Source organism: Rhizobium sp. No.120, assembly GCF_054558365.1.
Genome location: NZ_BAAJNQ010000003.1, coordinates 94,044 through 112,819, shown reverse-complemented (window position 1 = coordinate 112,819; position 18,776 = coordinate 94,044). Strand labels below are relative to the sequence as shown.

Sequence of the window (18,776 nt, the reverse complement as noted above, 5' to 3'; positions counted from 1 at the left end):
CTCTAACACGAACAGGATCGTTGCATGGGTAGCGCGGCTGGCTTCATCGGTTTCTTGACGAACAACGTCATCACATTTGTTTTTGTGTTGTCGTTGCTCGTCTTCGTGCACGAAATGGGCCATTATCTGGTAGGCCGCTGGTCCGGCATCCGCATCATGGCTTTTTCGATCGGTTTCGGGCCGGAGATCGCCGGATTTACAGACAGGCACGGCACGCGCTGGAAGCTCTCCCTCATTCCGCTGGGCGGTTACGTGCGATTCTTCGGTGATGAGGATGCCTCCAGCAAGACCGATGTGGATCAGCTCTCGGCCATGACGGAGGAGGAGCGTGCCCAATCCTTCGCCGGCGCCAAGCTCTGGAAGCGGGCTGCGACCGTTGCGGCAGGTCCGATCGCCAATTTCCTGCTCGCCATTGCGATTTTCGCTGTTCTTTTCAGCATTTACGGCCGCACGGTCGCCGATCCCGTCGTTGCCATGGTGACGCGTGACGGCGCCGCCGCGGAGGCCGGCATCGAACCAGGCGACCGCCTGATTGCCGTCGATGGCAACAAGGTGACGACCTTCGATGAAGTGCAGCGCTATGTGGGTCTGCGTCCCGGCCGCACCATTGTGCTGACCGTCGATCGCGATGGCCAGAACCGCGATTTCCGAATCGTTCCGAAACTGGTTGAGGACACAGATCAGTTCGGCAACAAGATGGAAATGGGCCGTATCGGCATTGCTCTCGTCGATCCGCTTGTGACTGCGGTGGAGCAAGCCGGGCCGGCGGCAAAGGCCGGCGTGCAGGTGGGTGACCGCCTCATTGCGGTCGATGGCAATAATGCTGCCACCTATTACGAAATCGGCCGCTACATCGCTGAGCACCCTGGCAAGAGCATCGTGCTGACCACTCAGCGCAATGGCGTGACCCGCGATTTCACGATCACGACCGAGACATTGGCGGATACGGATGCATCCGGCAACAAGAAGGATGTGGGCAGCATCGGCATCGCGCCGATCGATCCGTTGATCGCGTCGATCGGTGCTGACAGTCCGGCTCAGGCGGCAGACTTGGAGCTCGGTGATCGCATTCTTTCTGTGGATGGACGAGCGATCGGCTCAATCGGCGAGGTGCAGCGTTATGCGGCAGCTCATGCTGACAAGCCCATTACGCTGTCGGTGGAACGCAATGGCCAGACACGCGACGTGACCTTGACACCGAAAAAGTCTGAGGAGGTCGATGTCTTTGGCGCTCGGACGGAGATTGCCACGATCGGGATCGGCGACGGACAGAAGCCGATCAAGCTGCGCTACGAGGCTTATGGGCCGCTGCAGGCGCTTTCCGAAGGGGTGAAACAGACCGGCAGTATCGTTTCCGGCACTTTCGAATATCTCGGCAACGTCATCGGCGGATATATGAAGGCCGATCAGCTCGGTGGCCCGATCCGGGTTGCGCAACTCTCCGGGCAGATGGCAACCCTGGGCCTTGCTGCGGTGCTCCAATTCGCCGCCATACTTTCTGTTTCAATAGGGTTATTAAATTTGATGCCCGTCCCGGTACTTGATGGCGGCCATCTGATGTTCTATGCGATTGAAGCTGTAAGGGGAAAACCTCTGGGTGCACGAGCGCAGGATATCGCTTTTCGGATTGGATTTGCGATGGTGCTCTCACTCATGGTGTTTGCGACCTGGAACGATATTAGTTCCAGAATAGGCTAGTGGGGCGACGAGAGGAAATTACGATTTATTTACGATGTTTCAAAGCCGTAGTGGCGAATGAGCCACGCTTTGAAATGAAGTAAACAGAAATTAACGTGCTCCCTTGCTTGTATGTCAAAAGCGGGTAAAACGACACACGTGGCCGGAATCGAGTTCGCTCGAGGCTGGGGACGATTGAAAAAAGGTAAGAAGTGAAATGAAGGCTGGTTCAAAATTTTTGAACGCAGTGTCGGCGGTAGCGCTGTCTGCAGGTGTTGTTGCGTCGGGCGCTGGTGTGATCACCCTTGCCTCTGCTTCTGTCGCTGAAGCAGCTGTTATTCAGCGGGTTGACGTTCGCGGTGCAGGGCGCGTCGGCGAGACGGCCGTCCGGGATAATATCACGATCAAGCCCGGGAAGAGCTTCTCCGCCAGCGACATTGATGCTTCGGTGAAGCAGCTCTATGCCACTGGATATTTCTCCGATGTCCACATTACCGTTTCGGGCAGTACGCTGGTTGTATCGGTCAGCGAAAACAAGCTCATCAACGCTGTGGTCTTCAATGGCAACCGCAAGATCAAGGACGACAAGCTTCAGGGTATCGTCCAGACGCACGCTGCCGGCCCGTATAACGAGGCGACGGTTCAGGCTGACGTCAAGACTATCAAGGACGCCTATGCCTCCATCGGCCGTAACGATGTGCAAGTGACGACGCAGACCGCCGAGGTCGCGCCAGGCCGTCTGAATGTGGCCTTCGTCATCAACGAGGGCGAGCGTACGAAGATCGACAAGATCAATTTCTCGGGTAATCAGGCTTATAGCGGCGGTCGTCTTGCTTCGGTCATCAGCACGAAGAAGAGCAACTTCCTGTCGTTCCTTACCCGTAAGGACGTCTACAGCCCCGAGCGCCTGCAGGGCGACCAGGATCAGCTGCGCCAGTTCTACTACAACCACGGTTATGCCGACTTCCGGGTCGTCAGTGCCGATGCGACGCTGAATGAGCAGAGCAACGAGTACACGCTAAACTTCAACGTTGATGAAGGTCCGCGGTATACCTATGGCGACATCAACGTCATCTCGACCGTCGACGGCATCAACGCCGACGAACTGAAGGGCCTTGTCATCACCCGCAAGGGCGATGTCTATAGCGCCAAGGATATCCAGACGTCGATCGAGAACATTTCCAAGCGTGTCGCTTCTGCCGGCTATCCGTTTGCTAGGATCACACCGCGCGGCAACCGTGATCTGTCCGGTCATACGATCGGCATCGAATATCTGGTCGATCAGGGCGAGCGCGCCTATGTCGAGCGTATCGAAATCCGCGGCAACACTCGTACGCGCGATTACGTCATCCGTCGCGAGTTCGACCTGAACGAGGGCGATGCCTTCAACCAGGAAATGATCACGCGCGCCAAGCGTCGCCTCGATGCGCTCGGCTACTTCACCAAGGTCGATATCTCGACGGCTCAGGGTAGTGCTCCGGACCGCGTCGTCGTCATCGTCAATGTCGAAGATCAGCCGACCGGCTCCTTCGGTATCGGTGCAGGTTATGCCGTCGGCAACAACGGCGGTCTGCTTCTCGAAGCTTCGGTCGAAGAAAAGAACTTCCTCGGTCGCGGCCAGTACATCCGCCTCGCCGCAGGTGCCGGTACGGAAGGTAATCGCACCTACAACATCTCGTTCACCGAGCCTTATTTCCTCGGTTATCGTTTGGCTGCCGGTTTCGATATCTTCAAGAACCAGACATCGAGCGACGATTATTACGACTATTCGGAAGAGGGCTTCTCGCTGCGTGTCACCGCGCCGATCACCGAGAACCTGGCGACGACCCTGCGCTACAACTACAAGCGTCTGACATACGACGGCACGAACGATTGGCAGAACAATCTTTCGGCTCCGTATCTCAACCTTGTCGAGAACGGCCCGTGGGTACAGTCGACGGTTTCGCAGACCTTCACCTACAACACGCTGGACGATCAAAACCTTCCGCGCGAGGGTATCATCGCGAAGTTCACGCATGAATTTGCGGGTCTTGGCGGCGATTCCGACTTCTACAAGCTGAGTGGTAAGGCTCGTTACTACCAGATGATCAGCGATGAAGCCGATATCATCGGCTCGTTGACGGTCGGCGCCGGCTACGTGATGCCGACGAATGGCAAGCTGAACGTCTTCGATCAGTTCACGCTCGGTGGCCGTGAAATCCGCGGCTTCGAGAATGCAGGTATCGGTCCGCGTTCGTCGCATGGCGATCCGCTCGGGGGCACGACCTACTTCACCGCTTCGGCTGAAGCGAGCATGCCGATGCCGGGTGTTCCCCAAGATATCGGTCTGCGTATCGCAGCCTTTGCCGACGCGGGCACGCTCTACGGCAACAAGGCGAATCTCTTCGGCGATACGCTTCACAACGACAGCTCGATCCGCGCATCGCTCGGTGCCGGTCTGATCTGGTCGTCGCCGTTCGGTGTCATCCGCGTTGATTATGCGGTGCCGGTCTTGAAGGAAGATTACGACAAGACTGAGAATTTCCGGTTTGGCATCGCCAACCAGTTCTGATATCGGCAGTCCAGAACTGCGGGCTTGAACACCGTTCTGGAGCTGGTGCTTATGGAACATACTGGTTTTTTCCCGCCCCATGGTGGCGTCAGCTTGAAACAACTGGCTGAGCATCTTGGGGCGGAACTGGCTGATACGGCCTCCTCGGAGGTCGTCATCAGATCTATCGCTCCCGTCTACCGGGCAGGCGAAGGTGACGTTTGCTATATCCTATCCCGAAAGAATCGCGCTGAGCTGGAGACCTGCAAGGCTTCGGCGATCATTTGCCTTCCGGCGCTGAAATCTTTCGTCCCCGATCATATCCCGGTACTTCTGTCGAAGAAGCCGCATACGGATTTCGCCATTGCTGGTGCGTTGCTGCATCCGCAAGCCATGCGGCCGGTCGTGTTCACCGCGAATCCGGCTGCGATTTCGCCCGCCGCGACGATCGATGCCACTGCGAAGTTAGAGGCGAATGTCGGCATCGAGCCGGGTGCGATCATCGGCCCGGGTGTAGAGATCGGCGAGGGGACCTATATCGGTCCCAATGCTCTCATCGGGCCAGGCGTTAAAATCGGCCGCAATTGCAGCATTGGCGGGGGGGCGAGCGTGCTCTGCGCCTATCTCGGCAATGGCGTCATCATCCACAATGGCACGCGCATCGGTCAGGACGGTTTTGGCTATGCGCCGGGACCGCGTGGCATGCTCAAGATCGTGCAGATTGGTCGGGTCATCATCCAAGACAATGTCGAGATCGGCGCAAACACGACGATCGATCGCGGCACCATGGATGATACGGTGATCGGCGAAGGCACGAAGATCGACAACCAGGTCCAGATCGGACATAACGTCCGCATCGGTCGCCACTGTGCTATCGTCAGCCAGGTCGGTATTGCCGGCAGCACAGTGATCGGTGATGGCGTGCAGATCGGCGGGCAGGCGGGCCTCAACGGGCATATCCACATCGGCGACGGCGTGCAGATCGGGGCCAAGAGCGGCGTGATGAACAGCATCCCTGCGGGCGAGCGCTATGCGGGCCTTCCGGCGCGGCCGCTTTGGGATTTTCTAAGGGAATCGGCGGAGATCGCGAAGCGGTCAGGAGCCAGAGACAAGAAAGACGGGAGTGCGGAGCATGACTGAGGAAGCCAAGACGTCGCTGTCGTCGGCTGACATCATTGAAATTATGAAGCTTTTGCCGCATCGCTATCCCTTCTTGATGGTCGACAAGATCATCGAGATCGATAGCGATAATTCCGCGATCGGCATCAAGAATGTGACGGCGAACGAGCCGCAATTCACCGGACATTTCCCGGAATCGCCGATCATGCCGGGCGTGTTGCTCATCGAGGGTATGGCGCAGACGGCCGGCGCGATCTGCGCCCGCAAAGATGGCATCGGCGGCAACCTCGTCTACTTCATGACGATCGATAACGCCCGCTTCCGCAGGCCGGTTGTCCCGGGCGACCGTGTTGAATTCCACGTCGTCAAGCAGAAGCAGCGTGGAACCATCTGGAAGTTCCATTGCGATGCCAAGGTGGACGGCTCTTTGGTCGCCGAGGCCGATATCGGTGCTATGATCGTACGGAAGGATCAGGAACAGGCATGAGCAGCATCGCAAAGAGCGCCCGCATTCATAAGCTGGCGGTTGTCGAAGACGGCGCGGTCGTCGGCGAGAATGTTGTTGTCGGCCCGTTCTGCTATGTCGGTCCCAAGGTTGTTCTGCATGACGATATTCAGTTGCTCAATAACGCAGTCGTGACTGGCCGCACGACGATCGGTAAAGGAACGAAGATCTTTCCGATGGCCGTTGTGGGCGGCGATCCGCAGAGCGTTCATCATCACGGTGAAGAGACGACGCTTGATGTGGGAGAAAATTGCACGATCCGCGAAGGCGTAACGATCAATACCGGTACGGCCGACTACGGCGGCAGGACGATCGTCGGCAACAACAACCTGTTCCTTGCCAATTCGCACGTCGCACATGATTGCCGCGTCGGCAACAATGTCATCATGTCGAATAACGTCATGCTGGCCGGGCACGTGACTATCGAGGATCGCGCCATTCTTGGCGGCGGCTGCGCCGTGCACCAGTTCACCCGCATCGGCAGGCAAGCCTTCATCGGGGGCCTTACGGCCGCCAGTTACGATGTCATTCCCTATGGCATGTTGAACGGCAATCCAGGCGTGTTGTCAGGATTGAATGTCGTCGGGATGAGCCGCGCAGGGATTGATCGTGCCGTCATCCACCGCGTTCGCCGCGCCTACAAGAGCATCTTCGAAGGTGAGGGATCCATCCGCGACAATGCAGCGGCTATCCGCGAGGAATATGCCGATTGCAAGGAAGTGATGGAAATTCTCGATTTCATTGCTGCCGATAGCGACCGCGCGCTCTCATCGCCGAATCGCGGCAAGAGCTGAGGGTGGTTTCGGCCAGCGAAAACGGCAAGGGCAGACTGGCGATCATCGCAGGCAGCGGGCTTTTGCCGGTTTACGTCGCCGACGCCGCCCGGCAGGCCGGTGAAAATCCCGTTATCATCGCTTTGACCGACGAGGCCGATCGCGATTGGTCTGCCTTTGATCACGCCAATCTCGGCGTCGGCAATTTTGCTGGCCTCGAGGCGATGTTCCGCCGACATGGCGTCGATCGTGTCGTCATGTCGGGCGGTGTTGCACGACGCCCTTCGTGGCGGCAGGTGCATCCCACTTGGCGCGTCATCAAGGAATTGCCCTCCACCATTCGCACGCTTCTTTCGGGCGGCGACAATGCCGTCCTGCAGATGGTCATTCGCCTGATCGAAGCTGGCGGAGTTCGCGTCGTGGGTGCGCATGAAATCGCACCGGATCTCTTGGCGACGACCGGCCCGCTTGGAAAAATCTCGCCGGTGGAAGAGGATCTGCGCGATATCGCTCAAGGCGCAAAGGCGGCGGATGCACTGGGACTCCTGGATGTCGGGCAGGGCGCGGTCAGCGTCGGCGGCCGCGTTGTTGCGCTCGAAGGCGCCGAGGGTACCGATAAGATGATCGAGCGAGTTGCCGAACTGCGCGCAGCAGGACGCATCTCGACGCGCCGGCGCGGCGTGCTCGTCAAGCTCTGCAAGCCGCAGCAGGATATTCGGGCCGATTTGCCATCGATCGGCGTTTCTACGGTATCGAATGCCAAGAAGGCTGGCCTGGCCGGCGTCGCAGTCGAAGCCGGCAGGGCCCTGATCCTCGACCGGCAAGCGGTGATCGCCGCCGCGGACGAGGCCGGTATTTTCGTCTGCGGCATCGATCGCGGACTGAGTACGGAGGGCTTCATGTGAGCGCAGCATCTTTGAAGCTTGCCGTCGTTGCCGGAGAAGTCTCCGGCGATCTACTGGGCGGCGATTTCGTCGCGGCCCTGAAGCGGCGCCATAATGATCCGGTCGAGCTGATGGGCGTCGGCGGCGAGGCGCTGGAGGCGCAAGGTCTCCGCTCGCTCTTCGATTATTCCGAACTCTCGATCATGGGCTTCATGCAGGTCATCAAACGGTTGCCGAAGCTATTGGCCCGCATCCGGCAGACGGCGGATGCAATCATTACCGCAAAGCCCGATGTGCTTGTGATCATCGACAGCCCCGATTTCACGCATCGCGTTGCCAAGCGCGTGCGCAAGGCTTTGCCCGATCTTCCTGTTATCGATTACGTCTGCCCCAGCGTCTGGGCATGGAAGGAATATCGCGCGCAGAAAATGCTCGCCTATGTCGACCATGTGCTGGCCGTCTTGCCTTTCGAGCCTGCTGCCATGGAGCGCCTGGGCGGTCCGGCAACCACCTATGTCGGTCATCGCCTGACAGTCGATGCCAATCTTCTGGAAACTCGCCATCAGCGCGCCTTGCGCGGTCTGGCAGGCGCCGATGTGCAGAAGACGATCCTGCTTCTGCCCGGATCGCGTGCATCGGAGATACGGCAATTGCTTCCGGTTTTTGAGCGGGCTACCGAAGAGCTTAGCCGGAGAAATGATAATATTCGTTTTCTGCTGCCGACAGTGCCGAAGCAGGAGGCGCTGGTTCGCTCGTTGACGGAAAGTTGGCAGGTCAAGCCCGATATACTTGTCGGCCAGGATGCCAAGTGGAGCGCCTTTGCCCAGGCCGACGCTGCCATGGCCGCCTCTGGCACGGTCATTCTGGAGCTTGGACTGGCGGGCGTTCCCGTAGTCTCGACCTACAAGACGGAATGGCTGGCGAAATTCGTGCTGTCGCGTATCAAGATATGGACGGCAGCTTTGCCGAACCTGATCGCTGATTACGCCGTCCTGCCAGAACTCATCAATGACGTTCTGCGGCCGGGCATGCTGGCTCGTTATATGGAGCGCCTGTCGAGCAATACGCCGGAGCGGGCGGCTATGCTTGCCGGCTACGATCTGGTCTGGGAACGGATGCAAACGGAGGAGCCGCCCGGCGACAAGGCGTCGCAGATTGTTCTGGACGTTCTCGCTCATAAAAAAACCGGTCATCGCTGACCGGTTTTTTGTTTGAATACCGAAGCTTAGCGCTTGGAAACAGGCACGTATTCGCGCAGCGGAGCGCCCGTATAGAGCTGGCGCGGACGGCCGATGCGCTGATGCGGATCCTCGATCATTTCATTCCACTGAGCGATCCAGCCGACGGTGCGGGCAAGAGCGAACAGAACGGTGAACATGGTCGTGGGGAAGCCAAGAGCCTTCAGTGTGATGCCGGAATAGAAGTCGACGTTCGGATACAGCTTCTTCTCGATAAAATATTCATCCGTCAGAGCGATGCGCTCCAGTTCGATCGCGATGTCGAGTAGCGGATCGTCCTTGATGCCGAGTTCGCCGAGAACTTCGTGCGCCGTCTTCTGCATGATCTTGGCGCGCGGGTCATAGTTCTTGTAGACACGGTGACCGAAGCCCATCAGGCGGAACGGATCATTCTTGTCCTTGGCGCGGGCGATGAATTCCGGAATGCGGTCCACCGTGCCGATTTCGTTCAGCATGTTTAGGGCCGCTTCGTTGGCGCCGCCGTGAGCCGGTCCCCAGAGGCAGGCGATGCCTGCTGCGATACAGGCAAACGGATTGGCACCGGAAGAGCCTGCCAGGCGAACCGTCGAGGTCGAAGCGTTCTGCTCGTGATCGGCGTGGAGGATGAAGATGCGGTCCATGGCGCGGGCAAGCACCGGATTGACCACATATTCTTCGCACGGAACGGCAAAGCACATGCGCAGGAAGTTCGACGCATAGTCGAGGTCGTTCTTCGGGTAAACGAAGGGCTGGCCGATATGGTACTTGTAGGCCATGGCGGCGAGCGTCGGCATCTTGGCGATCATGCGCAGGCTTGCGACCATACGCTGGTGCGGATCCGTGATGTCGGTGGAATCGTGATAAAAAGCGGAGAGCGCACCGACACAGCCGCACATGACGGCCATCGGATGAGCGTCGCGGCGGAAGCCGGTGAAGAAGCGCGACATCTGCTCGTGCACCATCGTGTGGTGGGTCACGCGATAGTCGAAGTCCTTCTTCTGTGCTGCCGTCGGCAGTTCGCCGTAGAGAAGCAGGTAGCAGACTTCGAGGAAATCGCCATGTTCGGCCAGCTGATCGATCGGATAGCCGCGGTGCAGTAGAACGCCTTCGTCGCCATCGATATAGGTAATGCTCGACTCGCACGACGCGGTGGAGGTGAAACCAGGATCGTAAGTGAAAGTGGAGGTGTTCTTATAAAGGGCACCAATATCAATGACACTCGGGCCGATGGTTCCGGTCTTGACCGGCAGGTCCACCGTCTTTTCACCCCAAGTTAGTTTCGCGCTTTGTTCCGTCATGCTGATCCTCCAAGATTTGGCGGGATTGACGCCATAAAAAGCGCCAAAAGGTTAAGCGACTACCGACTAGCTATATGATCCCGAGGCTAATGCCAAGTTATCCTAGCGCTGAATTGTGCAATGCAGTATCAACTTTTGGGCACTGCAGAAGCGTCTTTTCGTATGCCACGCTGAGAAACAGGCCCTATTGAGCTTTGTTCCCGCCGATTTCGGTTGAATTCACTAGACGGTGACGGCACAAATCGCGCAGAAGCTGTAGTTTGGCGCGGGGGCAGTCAGCGAGTGCCTAATTTGGAGGCATCCGACCAGCAGGAAGAGAGCAAGGACGTTATCGCGTCCCCGCAAGGTCGCGCCTTTTCCACCACGATTACCCTTCGCGCCAAAGCGCGACGATGGGAACGAACACAGGATCAGGCGCCGCTGACGGCGCGTTTCCTGCGTGTTGCGAAGCATCTTGGAGCCGCTGTCCTCGGCTTGATTGCGGAGGAGGCGGCCCATGGCCGTGCTGTTCTGTTCGCGCCGATCTATATGGGTTTGGGTGCGATTATCTGGTTTGAAGCGCAGGTCGATCCGCCACCGCAGGCAGTTCTCGCAGGCCTCGTTCTGTTTGCTTTGGGCTTTTTGCTCAAGCGCGATGCGGGCAGGCTACTACACCACACGCTTTTCGCCGGTATGCTCATCTGCCTGGGCATGGCGCTCTCGCAATGGGAAAGCTGGCGGGTTTCCACCGTCATGCTCGATTCGGCCGTGACGACCACCGTGACTGGGCAGATTGAGCGACGGGAGACCTATGACAATGGGCGCTGGCGCTATGTCGTCCGCGTCGAGGCAACGGAAAAGCCTTCTATTCGCCGCGTGCCGCAACGGGTCACGATCTTCGTGCGCAAGCAAGCGGAGCCGTTCGATTTGGGTGATCGGATCCAGGGCAGGGCGCGTCTGACGCCTCCAGCCGGACCGGCATTGATCGGCCTCAACGATTTCGCCTTCAGCTCATATTTTAACGGCATCGGCGCGAATGGCTTTGCCTACGGAACGCCGGAATTATTATCACCATCCGGTGACAACGCTGCCGGCTCGTTATTGGATACGGCCGATATCTGGCTTGCGGGCTTGCGCAACAGCATAGGCGACCGGATCAGGCAAACCTTGCCGGGAGATACCGGCGCCTTTGCCGCAGCGCTTGTCACCGATGAGAGACGTGCGATCTCAAAGGATACGACTGAGGCCTTGCGAGTCGCGGGCCTGACCCACATCATTGCAATTTCCGGCCTCAACATGGCGCTGTCGGCCGGCATTTTCTATGTCGGTCTACGTTATTTGTTCAGCTTTTTCCCCGGTGTCGCTCAGGCTTGGCCAACAAAGAAATTTGCGGCTTTCGGCGCACTTCTGACGGTAACGGCCTATTACCTTATTTCCGGTTTCGGCGTTTCCGCCGAACGCGCCTTCATCATGATGGCGATCATGTTGGTGGCCGTGCTTTTCGATAGACCGTCAATCAGCTTGCGCAATGTGGCGCTCTCAGCCATCGTCATCCTCGTCTTGTCTCCGTCGCAAGTGCTCGGTCCGAGCTTCCAGATGTCCTATGCCGCGACGCTTGCGCTGGTTTCGGGCTATTCGCTGTGGAAACGACGTCGCCATCGCGAGAACGTTGTTTCGCGCATCCGCTTATTGAGCCCATTGCTATTTATCACGCGCTTCTTCGGGGGCGTGATATCCACCTCCTTTATCGGCGGTGTGTCGACAGCGATATTTTCGATCGAACATTTTCACCGGCTGGCGACATATGGACTTGCCGCCAACCTTGCGGCCATGCCCGTCGTCTCTTTCATCGTCATGCCCTTCGGCATGATGGCGATGCTGCTGATGCCTTTCGGAATCGATGGACCGTTCTGGAAAGTCACCGGCGAGGGACTGGAGCTTGTGATCATCATCGCGAAAACCGTAGCAGGCTGGGGAGGCGATATCACCTTCGGCCGCCAGCCCGGCTGGCTGATGCCGACTTTCATCGCAGGATTCCTGATCATGAGCATGCTGCGGACCAGGCTTCGCCATCTGGGACTGTTGCTATCGCCGTCATCTGTCGGTGTGGCTGCGTTCGGCTCCGGCGTGCCGAAGCCAGATCTGATGATCTCGGAAGATGGCATTCTCGTTGCCTTGCGCCAGGATGATATTCTCTCCACCAATCGCGAGAGACCGCAGGCCTTCATCTTCGAGCAATGGCAAAAAGCGCTGGTCGCGGCCGAACATCAACCGCCAACGATGCTTGCGACCGATGACCGGCTTCCGCAGATCAGCAAGACGGATCGGCATAAGCGACTAAGTAACGAAGAGCAGAAGGCGGTCGGTACAGCAATGGCGGAAGCCTTAGATCGTACCATGCAGGGAAGCTTTGCCTGTCAGAAGGGAGCATGGTGCGTAGCCATGCTGGAAAACGGCGTGATATTGGTCACCATCGAGAACGCAGCCTACCTGCCCGCAGCTTGCGACACGGGGAACATTATCGTGACACATATCCGGCTGCGGCTGGACTACTGCCGCTCCGGAGCGATGCTCATAACCGGTGCGACATTGCGCAAAACCGGCTCCATCGAAATGATGCTTACCGCCGACAAGCCCATCATATCAGCCGCATTCGAGAACCCGCAGCGGCCATGGACCAGACATCGAACTTATGATTGGCGCACCGGCAAATTTGACGCGCCACTTGCAAAGGCACCACCAGTCGTCGACAACTCACCGGTCAGTGATAGCGACGAATAAGGCCAACGAGCTTACCCTGAACTTTCACGCGATCCGGCCCGAAGATGCGGGTTTCATAGGCTGGGTTCGCGGCTTCCAGCGCGATGGAGGCACCCTTGCGGCGGAAGCGCTTCAGTGTCGCCTCTTCGTCGTCGACGAGCGCCACGACGATGTCGCCCGGGTTGGCTGTCGTCGAATTGCGGATAATGACCGTATCGCCGTCGAAGATACCCGCATCGATCATCGAATCCCCGCGGACTTCAAGCGCATAATGTTCGCCAGAACCAAGCATGTCGGCGGGAACGGTAATATCGTGTGTATTGTTCTGGATGGCCGAGATAGGAACGCCGGCAGCAATCCGGCCCATCACGGGCACGGAAGCCGAACCGCTATGATCGTCATTTGCGACCTTCGGCTGAGCGGGCGGAGCGGCGGGCTGTGGCCTGCCGAGGCTGCCTTCGATGACGCTCGGCGAAAAACCGCGGCGAGGCTGCAGACTTGGACTATAGGCTTCCGGCAGCTTGATGACTTCGAGGGCCCTGGCTCGGTTCGGCAGCCGGCGGATAAAGCCGCGCTCCTCCAGCGCCGTGATCAGACGATGGATACCGGATTTGGATGCCAGATCCAGTGCATCCTTCATCTCGTCGAAGGATGGCGGAACACCAGATTCCTTCATGCGTTCGTGAATGAAGAGAAGCAGTTCCTGCTGCTTGCGCGTCAACATCGTCTTGGAACCCCAGAATCAAGAAAAGCCGTGAAACAAATCCAGAACGGACACTATATGTTCCATATGTGTTCCGCAAGTGCTTAAATTTCGGTAAAGCCTTGCAGGGTCAATTAAATAAACACGAGTTGCGAATGGATCGGCTTAACACGTCGAGACGCTATACATGCTGCAACGATTTGAAAAATATATGAAATGTCGATATTTCCATTCTCATGCCTTATTACTTGGTCGGCGTATCCAGGAAGCGGATCGATGTTGCGCGTCGTCGTTGAAGCCCGATGGAATTGAGAATCAGCGATCACGTTTGCGAGATTGCCTTCGGTCCTGCCCCTGTGCGTCGAGTGTCCATGTTCCTGTCTTGAATTGAGCGAAGGATGGGCGCAAATCTGCTCCCACAGGCAAACAGGAGGAACCATGAATTCGTCACAGCATCCACTGGATCATCTTGTGCTGCCGACCGTCGATATCGCCCTGGCGCGCGAGCGCCTCGGCAAGCTCGGTTTTACAGTGGCTCCGGATGCGCGCCATCCCTTTGGCACACAGAATGCCTGCGTTTATCTTGCCGATAAAACCTATTTAGAGCCTTTGGCTGTGGCATCCGCGGAAGAGTGCGGGAGGAGCATCCTGGATGGCAATGTTTTTGTTGCGCGCGATCAGGCCTATCGCTTCCGGGTGGGGGAAGATGGCTTTTCGGCCGTGGTGTTCGGTACGGATGATGCTGTGGCGGATGACGAGCGTTTCAAAGCGGCGGCGATTTCTGCGGGACGAATGCTGGATTTCTCCCGTCCCATGAAGATGCAGGACGGCACGGAAACCACGGCCGGCTTTCGTCTTGCTTTTGCCGCGGATCTGCGCGCGCCGGATTTTCTCGCCTTCTGCTGTCAGCGCATCAATCCGCTTCCGGCTGACCGAAGCGTGCTTGAGCGTCATGAAAACGGGGTGACCGGCATCGCGCGCGTGGCGCTTTCCGCGCCGCGGCCAGCTGCCTATCGCCGCTTCTTCGAAGACGTTGTCGGCAGCCCGCAAATAACGGAGCATTCCTTCGGTTTGACCGTCAAGGCACCTAACGCCGATCTTGAGATTTTGACGCCGGAAGGCATGGAGGCGTTCTATGACCTGCCTGTTCTTGCTAACGATCCGGGGCTCAGGGCACGTGCAATCCTTTTCAAGACGCGCGATCTTTCCGTGACATCGTCGCATTTCGCTGCTAACGGCGTCACCTATACGCGTAAGAACAATCGTCTATTGGCGAGGTTGGCGCCCGGTCAGGGCGCGCTGTTCGCCTTCGAGGAGATAATATGAGCACGAATTCCGAAGTCACCGTCGGCGAGGGTGCCTCCAAGGTCCTCTTTTCCAATGCTGCGAAGCTTTCGCTGATCGCCGGTCCCTGCCAGATGGAAAGCCGCGATCATGCCTTCATGGTTGCCGGCGTGCTCAAGGAGCTCTGCGGCAAGCTCGGCATCGGCCTCGTCTACAAATCTTCCTTCGACAAGGCGAACCGCACCTCGCTGTCCGGCAAGCGCGGCATCGGCCTGGAAAAGGCGCTGGAAGTCTTTGAAGACCTGAAGAAAGAATATGGCTTCCCCGTTCTGACCGATATCCACACGGAAGAGCAGTGCGCCATCGTTTCCAAGACGGTGGATGTCCTTCAGATCCCGGCTTTCCTGTCGCGCCAGACCGATCTTTTGGTTGCCGCCGCCAAGACCGGCCGCGTAGTCAACGTCAAGAAAGGCCAGTTCCTGGCGCCATGGGACATGAAGAACGTGCTTGCCAAGCTCAATGATAGCGGCAACCCGAACATCCTTCTTTGCGAGCGCGGCGCTTCCTTCGGCTATAACACGCTGGTCTCGGATATGCGCTCGCTGCCGATCATGGCGGCGATGGGCGCGCCCGTCATCTTCGATGCGACCCATTCCGTGCAGCAGCCCGGCGGGCAGGGCGGTTCGACCGGCGGCGACCGCCGCTTCGTCGAGACTTTGGCGCGTGCGGCCGTTGCCGTCGGCGTCGCAGGTGTTTTTGTCGAGACTCATGAGGATCCCGACAATGCACCGTCCGACGGTCCGAACATGGTTTATCTGAAGGACATGCCGCGGCTTCTGGAGAAGCTGCTGGCCTTTGATGCCATCGCCAAGGCCTGAAACATAGCCGGCATTCAACAGGCTGACATGAATTTGCTTTACGCGGCCTGCAGGAGTGCCAAATCGCGGCGCGGATCGCCATTGTAATTTCCGCGCCTTCGACTAAGACGATTTAAATCGATTTATAAACCAGCGAGCAGGAAGCTATCATGACCGCAATCACCGACATTATCGCCCGCGAGATTCTCGACAGCCGTGGCAATCCGACTGTCGAAGTCGATGTCTACCTCGAAGATGGCAGCATGGGGCGCGCGGCGGTTCCGTCGGGCGCGTCGACCGGCGCGCATGAAGCCGTCGAACTTCGCGATGGCGGCAAGCGCTACCTTGGCAAGGGTGTCGAGAAGGCCGTCGAAGCTGTCAATTCGGAAATCTTCGACGCGATCGGCGGCATGGACGCTGAAAACCAGATCCAACTCGACAATATCATGATCGAGCTTGACGGCACGCCGAACAAATCGCGCCTCGGCGCCAACGCCATCCTCGGCGTCTCGCTCGCCGTCGCCAAGGCTGCTGCCCAGAGCGCCAACCTGCCGCTCTACCGCTATGTTGGCGGCGCTCACGCCCGTCTGCTGCCGGTCCCGATGATGAACATCATCAACGGCGGTGCTCACGCCGACAACCCGATCGACTTCCAGGAATTCATGATCCTGCCGATCGGTGCAGACTCGATCCGCGAAGCCGTCCGTATGGGTTCGGAAGTCTTCCACGTTCTGAAGAAGGAACTGGCATCGCAGGGCCACAACACTAACGTCGGTGACGAAGGTGGTTTCGCACCGGGCCTTTCCAGCGCGCCGGCAGCGCTCGACTTCATCATGAAGTCGATCGAAAAGGCCGGCTACAAGCCGGGTGACGAAATCGCTCTCGGCCTCGATTGCGCCTCGACCGAATTCTTCAAGGACGGCAAGTACGTTCTCGAAGGCGAAGGCCGCACGCTTGAGTCCGGCGCCATGGCTGAATACCTCGCAGAACTCGCAGCCAAGTACCCGATCGTTTCGATCGAAGACGGCATGGCTGAAGACGACTGGGAAGGCTGGAAGACGCTGACCGACCTAATCGGCAAGAAGACCCAGCTCGTCGGCGACGACCTGTTCGTCACCAATTCCGCCCGCCTGCGCGATGGTATCCGCATGGGCGTTGCCAACTCGATCCTCGTCAAGGTCAACCAGATCGGCTCGCTGACCGAAACCCTCGATGCCGTCGAAACCGCGCACAAGGCCAACTACACCGCCGTCATGTCGCACCGCTCGGGCGAAACGGAAGATTCCACGATCGCCGATCTCGCCGTTGCCACCAACTGCGGCCAGATCAAGACCGGCTCGCTGTCGCGTTCCGACCGTCTTGCCAAGTACAACCAGCTCATCCGCATCGAGGAAGCACTCGGCCCGCAGGCAAAATATGCCGGCCGTTCTATTCTCCGTGGCTGATGTCTGATTTGTCGGGTCCATCCGGACCTGCGGCAAAATTATCGCTTGGATCAAACCGCGCCTTGGGGCGCGGTTTTTTGTTGGCCCTGGCAGTTAGAGTCAACGGACGGTTAATCTCTGCCGGTTAACTTGGCTCCAGGTGTTTGATTTCATGTGATCTTGTTCGGGCCGGATGGCCTTGAGGGGGATTGCATAAAGCCAGAGCGTGACGAGCGAGTATGTGGACAAAGTATCATAAGAAGAGAAGGTTCGGCCGTCTTATCCTTCCCGCCATCACCATCGCTTTTGTGAGCTACTTCGGCTATCATTGCATTCACGGCGATTACGGCCTGAAAGCGACCGAGGTTTTCGAGCAGCGCCGCATCGATCGCGCCAAGGAACTGGCTGAGCTTGTCGCCAAGCGCGAACACCTTGAAAAAGAGGTCACTCTATTGAGCGACGGCTCTTTGGACAAGGATATGCTCGATCAATATGCGCGCTATCAGCTGACTTATTCAAAGGCGAACGAGATCGTCATTTTCAACAAATAGCCGCAATTAACCGAATTTCGGTTAATTGCATTTTCGCAAGCGATATCAATCGGTTGCGAAGAATATGAGCCATGCAATTATAGCATTGCTGTGACGGACAATCTTCCCTATGTTACGCCTCACCAAAAAACGAGGCTACTCACACAGGGAGGGTTGAATGGCGCCGCGAAAAAACGCGACCGTTTCCAGCCGTAAAACAGCATCAAGGCCTGCCAAGGAAACCAATGGCGGCCCGATCGCAGATTTCGATCGTGATGCGGAGCTCAAGGCTTATCGTGAGATGCTCCTGATCCGCCGCTTCGAAGAGAAGGCGGGCCAGCTTTACGGCATGGGCTTCATCGGTGGCTTCTGTCACCTTTATATCGGCCAGGAAGCCGTCGTCGTCGGTATGCAGCTGGCGCTGAAGGAAGGCGATCAGGTTATCACCGGCTATCGCGACCATGGCCATATGCTGGCGACCGGCATGAGCGCCCGTGGCGTCATGGCCGAGCTTACCGGACGCCAGGGCGGCTATTCCCGAGGGAAGGGCGGCTCCATGCACATGTTCTCCAAGGAAAAGAACTTCTACGGCGGTCATGGCATCGTCGGTGCGCAGGTCTCACTCGGCACCGGCCTCGGTTTTGCCAACTGGTATCGCGGTAATGACAATGTCAGCGTTGCCTATTTCGGCGACGGTGCTGCAAACCAGGGCCAGGTCTACGAAAGCTTCAACATGGCGCAGCTCTGGAAGCTGCCCGTGATCTTCGTGATCGAAAACAACCGCTACGCCATGGGCACCTCGACCGCTCGAGCCACGGCGCAGGCCGACTTCTCCAAGCGCGGCGCCTCGTTCGGCATTCCCGGCATTCAGGTCGACGGCATGGACGTTCGCGCCGTCAAGGCTGCGGCTGATGAAGCCGTTGCGCATTGCCGCTCCGGCAAAGGCCCGATTATTCTGGAAATGCTGACCTACCGCTACCGCGGTCACTCCATGTCCGACCCGGCGAAGTACCGCTCCAAGGACGAAGTGCAGAAGATGCGCTCCGAGCACGACCCGATCGAGCAGGTCCGTGTTCGCCTGCTCGAAAAGGGCTGGGCAACTGAAGACGATCTGAAGGATATCGACAAGGATGTCCGCGACATCGTCGCAGACAGCGCCGATTTCGCCCAGAACGATCCAGAGCCGGATGCATCCGAGCTCTACACCGACATTCTGCTCTAAATCGGGGAGGGACG

15 protein-coding genes are annotated in these 18,776 nt (G+C 58.1%); 13 read left to right on the top strand and 2 right to left on the bottom strand.

Features of this window, described 5'->3' with window-relative positions; all coding sequences use genetic code 11:
* Nucleotides 1–24 precede the first annotated feature (24 nt).
* The 7 genes from rseP to lpxB all read left to right on the top strand — a co-directional run bounded on the left by rseP (nt 25) and on the right by lpxB (nt 8,687).
* Entirely contained in the window at nt 25–1,698 is a 1,674-nt protein-coding gene (gene rseP, locus ACYJRZ_RS11050; RefSeq protein WP_459458939.1) for an RIP metalloprotease RseP, read from the top strand.
* A 196-nt stretch (nt 1,699–1,894) separates the two neighbouring features.
* Nucleotides 1,895–4,228, top strand: coding sequence for an outer membrane protein assembly factor BamA (gene bamA, locus ACYJRZ_RS11045; RefSeq protein ID WP_459458937.1), 2,334 nt, complete (start codon nt 1,895–1,897; stop codon nt 4,226–4,228).
* 51 nt (nt 4,229–4,279) lie between these two features.
* Entirely contained in the window at nt 4,280–5,347 is a 1,068-nt protein-coding gene (lpxD, locus tag ACYJRZ_RS11040; RefSeq protein WP_459458935.1) for a UDP-3-O-(3-hydroxymyristoyl)glucosamine N-acyltransferase, read from the top strand.
* Nucleotides 5,340–5,813: a 3-hydroxyacyl-ACP dehydratase FabZ gene (gene fabZ / locus ACYJRZ_RS11035; RefSeq protein ID WP_069612095.1), complete on the top strand. Its 474-nt coding sequence runs from the start codon at nt 5,340–5,342 to the stop codon at nt 5,811–5,813. Before lpxD ends, fabZ begins: the two co-directional genes overlap by 8 nt.
* Complete coding sequence (lpxA, locus tag ACYJRZ_RS11030; protein ID WP_459458932.1) at nt 5,810–6,625, top strand: acyl-ACP--UDP-N-acetylglucosamine O-acyltransferase; 816 nt, start codon at nt 5,810–5,812, stop codon at nt 6,623–6,625. Before fabZ ends, lpxA begins: the two co-directional genes overlap by 4 nt.
* A gap of 2 nt (nt 6,626–6,627) precedes the next feature.
* Nucleotides 6,628–7,509, top strand: coding sequence for an LpxI family protein (locus tag ACYJRZ_RS11025; RefSeq protein ID WP_183812135.1), 882 nt, complete (start codon nt 6,628–6,630; stop codon nt 7,507–7,509).
* A complete protein-coding gene (lpxB, locus tag ACYJRZ_RS11020; protein ID WP_459458930.1) occupies nt 7,506–8,687 on the top strand; it encodes a lipid-A-disaccharide synthase in 1,182 nt (393 codons plus the stop codon). Before ACYJRZ_RS11025 ends, lpxB begins: the two co-directional genes overlap by 4 nt.
* Nucleotides 8,688–8,713: 26 nt before the next feature.
* Here the strand turns inward: lpxB and gltA are convergent, their stop codons facing one another.
* Complete coding sequence (gene gltA, locus ACYJRZ_RS11015) at nt 8,714–10,003, bottom strand: citrate synthase (protein WP_015339806.1); 1,290 nt, start codon at nt 10,001–10,003, stop codon at nt 8,714–8,716.
* A 291-nt stretch (nt 10,004–10,294) separates the two neighbouring features.
* Here gltA and ACYJRZ_RS11010 point away from each other — a divergent pair, with 291 nt between their 5' ends.
* Entirely contained in the window at nt 10,295–12,763 is a 2,469-nt protein-coding gene (locus ACYJRZ_RS11010) for a ComEC/Rec2 family competence protein (RefSeq protein ID WP_459459583.1), read from the top strand.
* Here the strand turns inward: ACYJRZ_RS11010 and lexA are convergent.
* Nucleotides 12,744–13,466: a transcriptional repressor LexA gene (gene lexA, locus ACYJRZ_RS11005; protein ID WP_459458927.1), complete on the bottom strand. Its 723-nt coding sequence runs from the start codon at nt 13,464–13,466 to the stop codon at nt 12,744–12,746. The two genes, ACYJRZ_RS11010 and lexA, sit on opposite strands and share 20 nt — an antisense overlap.
* 417 nt (nt 13,467–13,883) lie before the next feature.
* On the opposite strand from lexA, the gene ACYJRZ_RS11000 reads away from it, so the two are divergent.
* The 5 genes from ACYJRZ_RS11000 (at nt 13,884) to pdhA (ending at nt 18,762) form a co-directional block, all read left to right on the top strand.
* Complete coding sequence (locus tag ACYJRZ_RS11000) at nt 13,884–14,771, top strand: VOC family protein (protein WP_459458925.1); 888 nt, start codon at nt 13,884–13,886, stop codon at nt 14,769–14,771.
* Nucleotides 14,768–15,607: a 3-deoxy-8-phosphooctulonate synthase gene (gene kdsA / locus ACYJRZ_RS10995; protein WP_459458923.1), complete on the top strand. Its 840-nt coding sequence runs from the start codon at nt 14,768–14,770 to the stop codon at nt 15,605–15,607. Before ACYJRZ_RS11000 ends, kdsA begins: the two co-directional genes overlap by 4 nt.
* A gap of 149 nt (nt 15,608–15,756) precedes the next feature.
* Complete coding sequence (gene eno / locus ACYJRZ_RS10990; RefSeq protein WP_459458921.1) at nt 15,757–17,031, top strand: phosphopyruvate hydratase; 1,275 nt, start codon at nt 15,757–15,759, stop codon at nt 17,029–17,031.
* Between the two features lie 218 nt (nt 17,032–17,249).
* Entirely contained in the window at nt 17,250–17,561 is a 312-nt protein-coding gene (locus ACYJRZ_RS10985; RefSeq protein WP_459458919.1) for an FtsB family cell division protein, read from the top strand.
* 157 nt (nt 17,562–17,718) lie between these two features.
* Nucleotides 17,719–18,762, top strand: coding sequence for a pyruvate dehydrogenase (acetyl-transferring) E1 component subunit alpha (gene pdhA / locus ACYJRZ_RS10980; RefSeq protein ID WP_459458917.1), 1,044 nt, complete (start codon nt 17,719–17,721; stop codon nt 18,760–18,762).
* Nucleotides 18,763–18,776 lie beyond the last annotated feature (14 nt).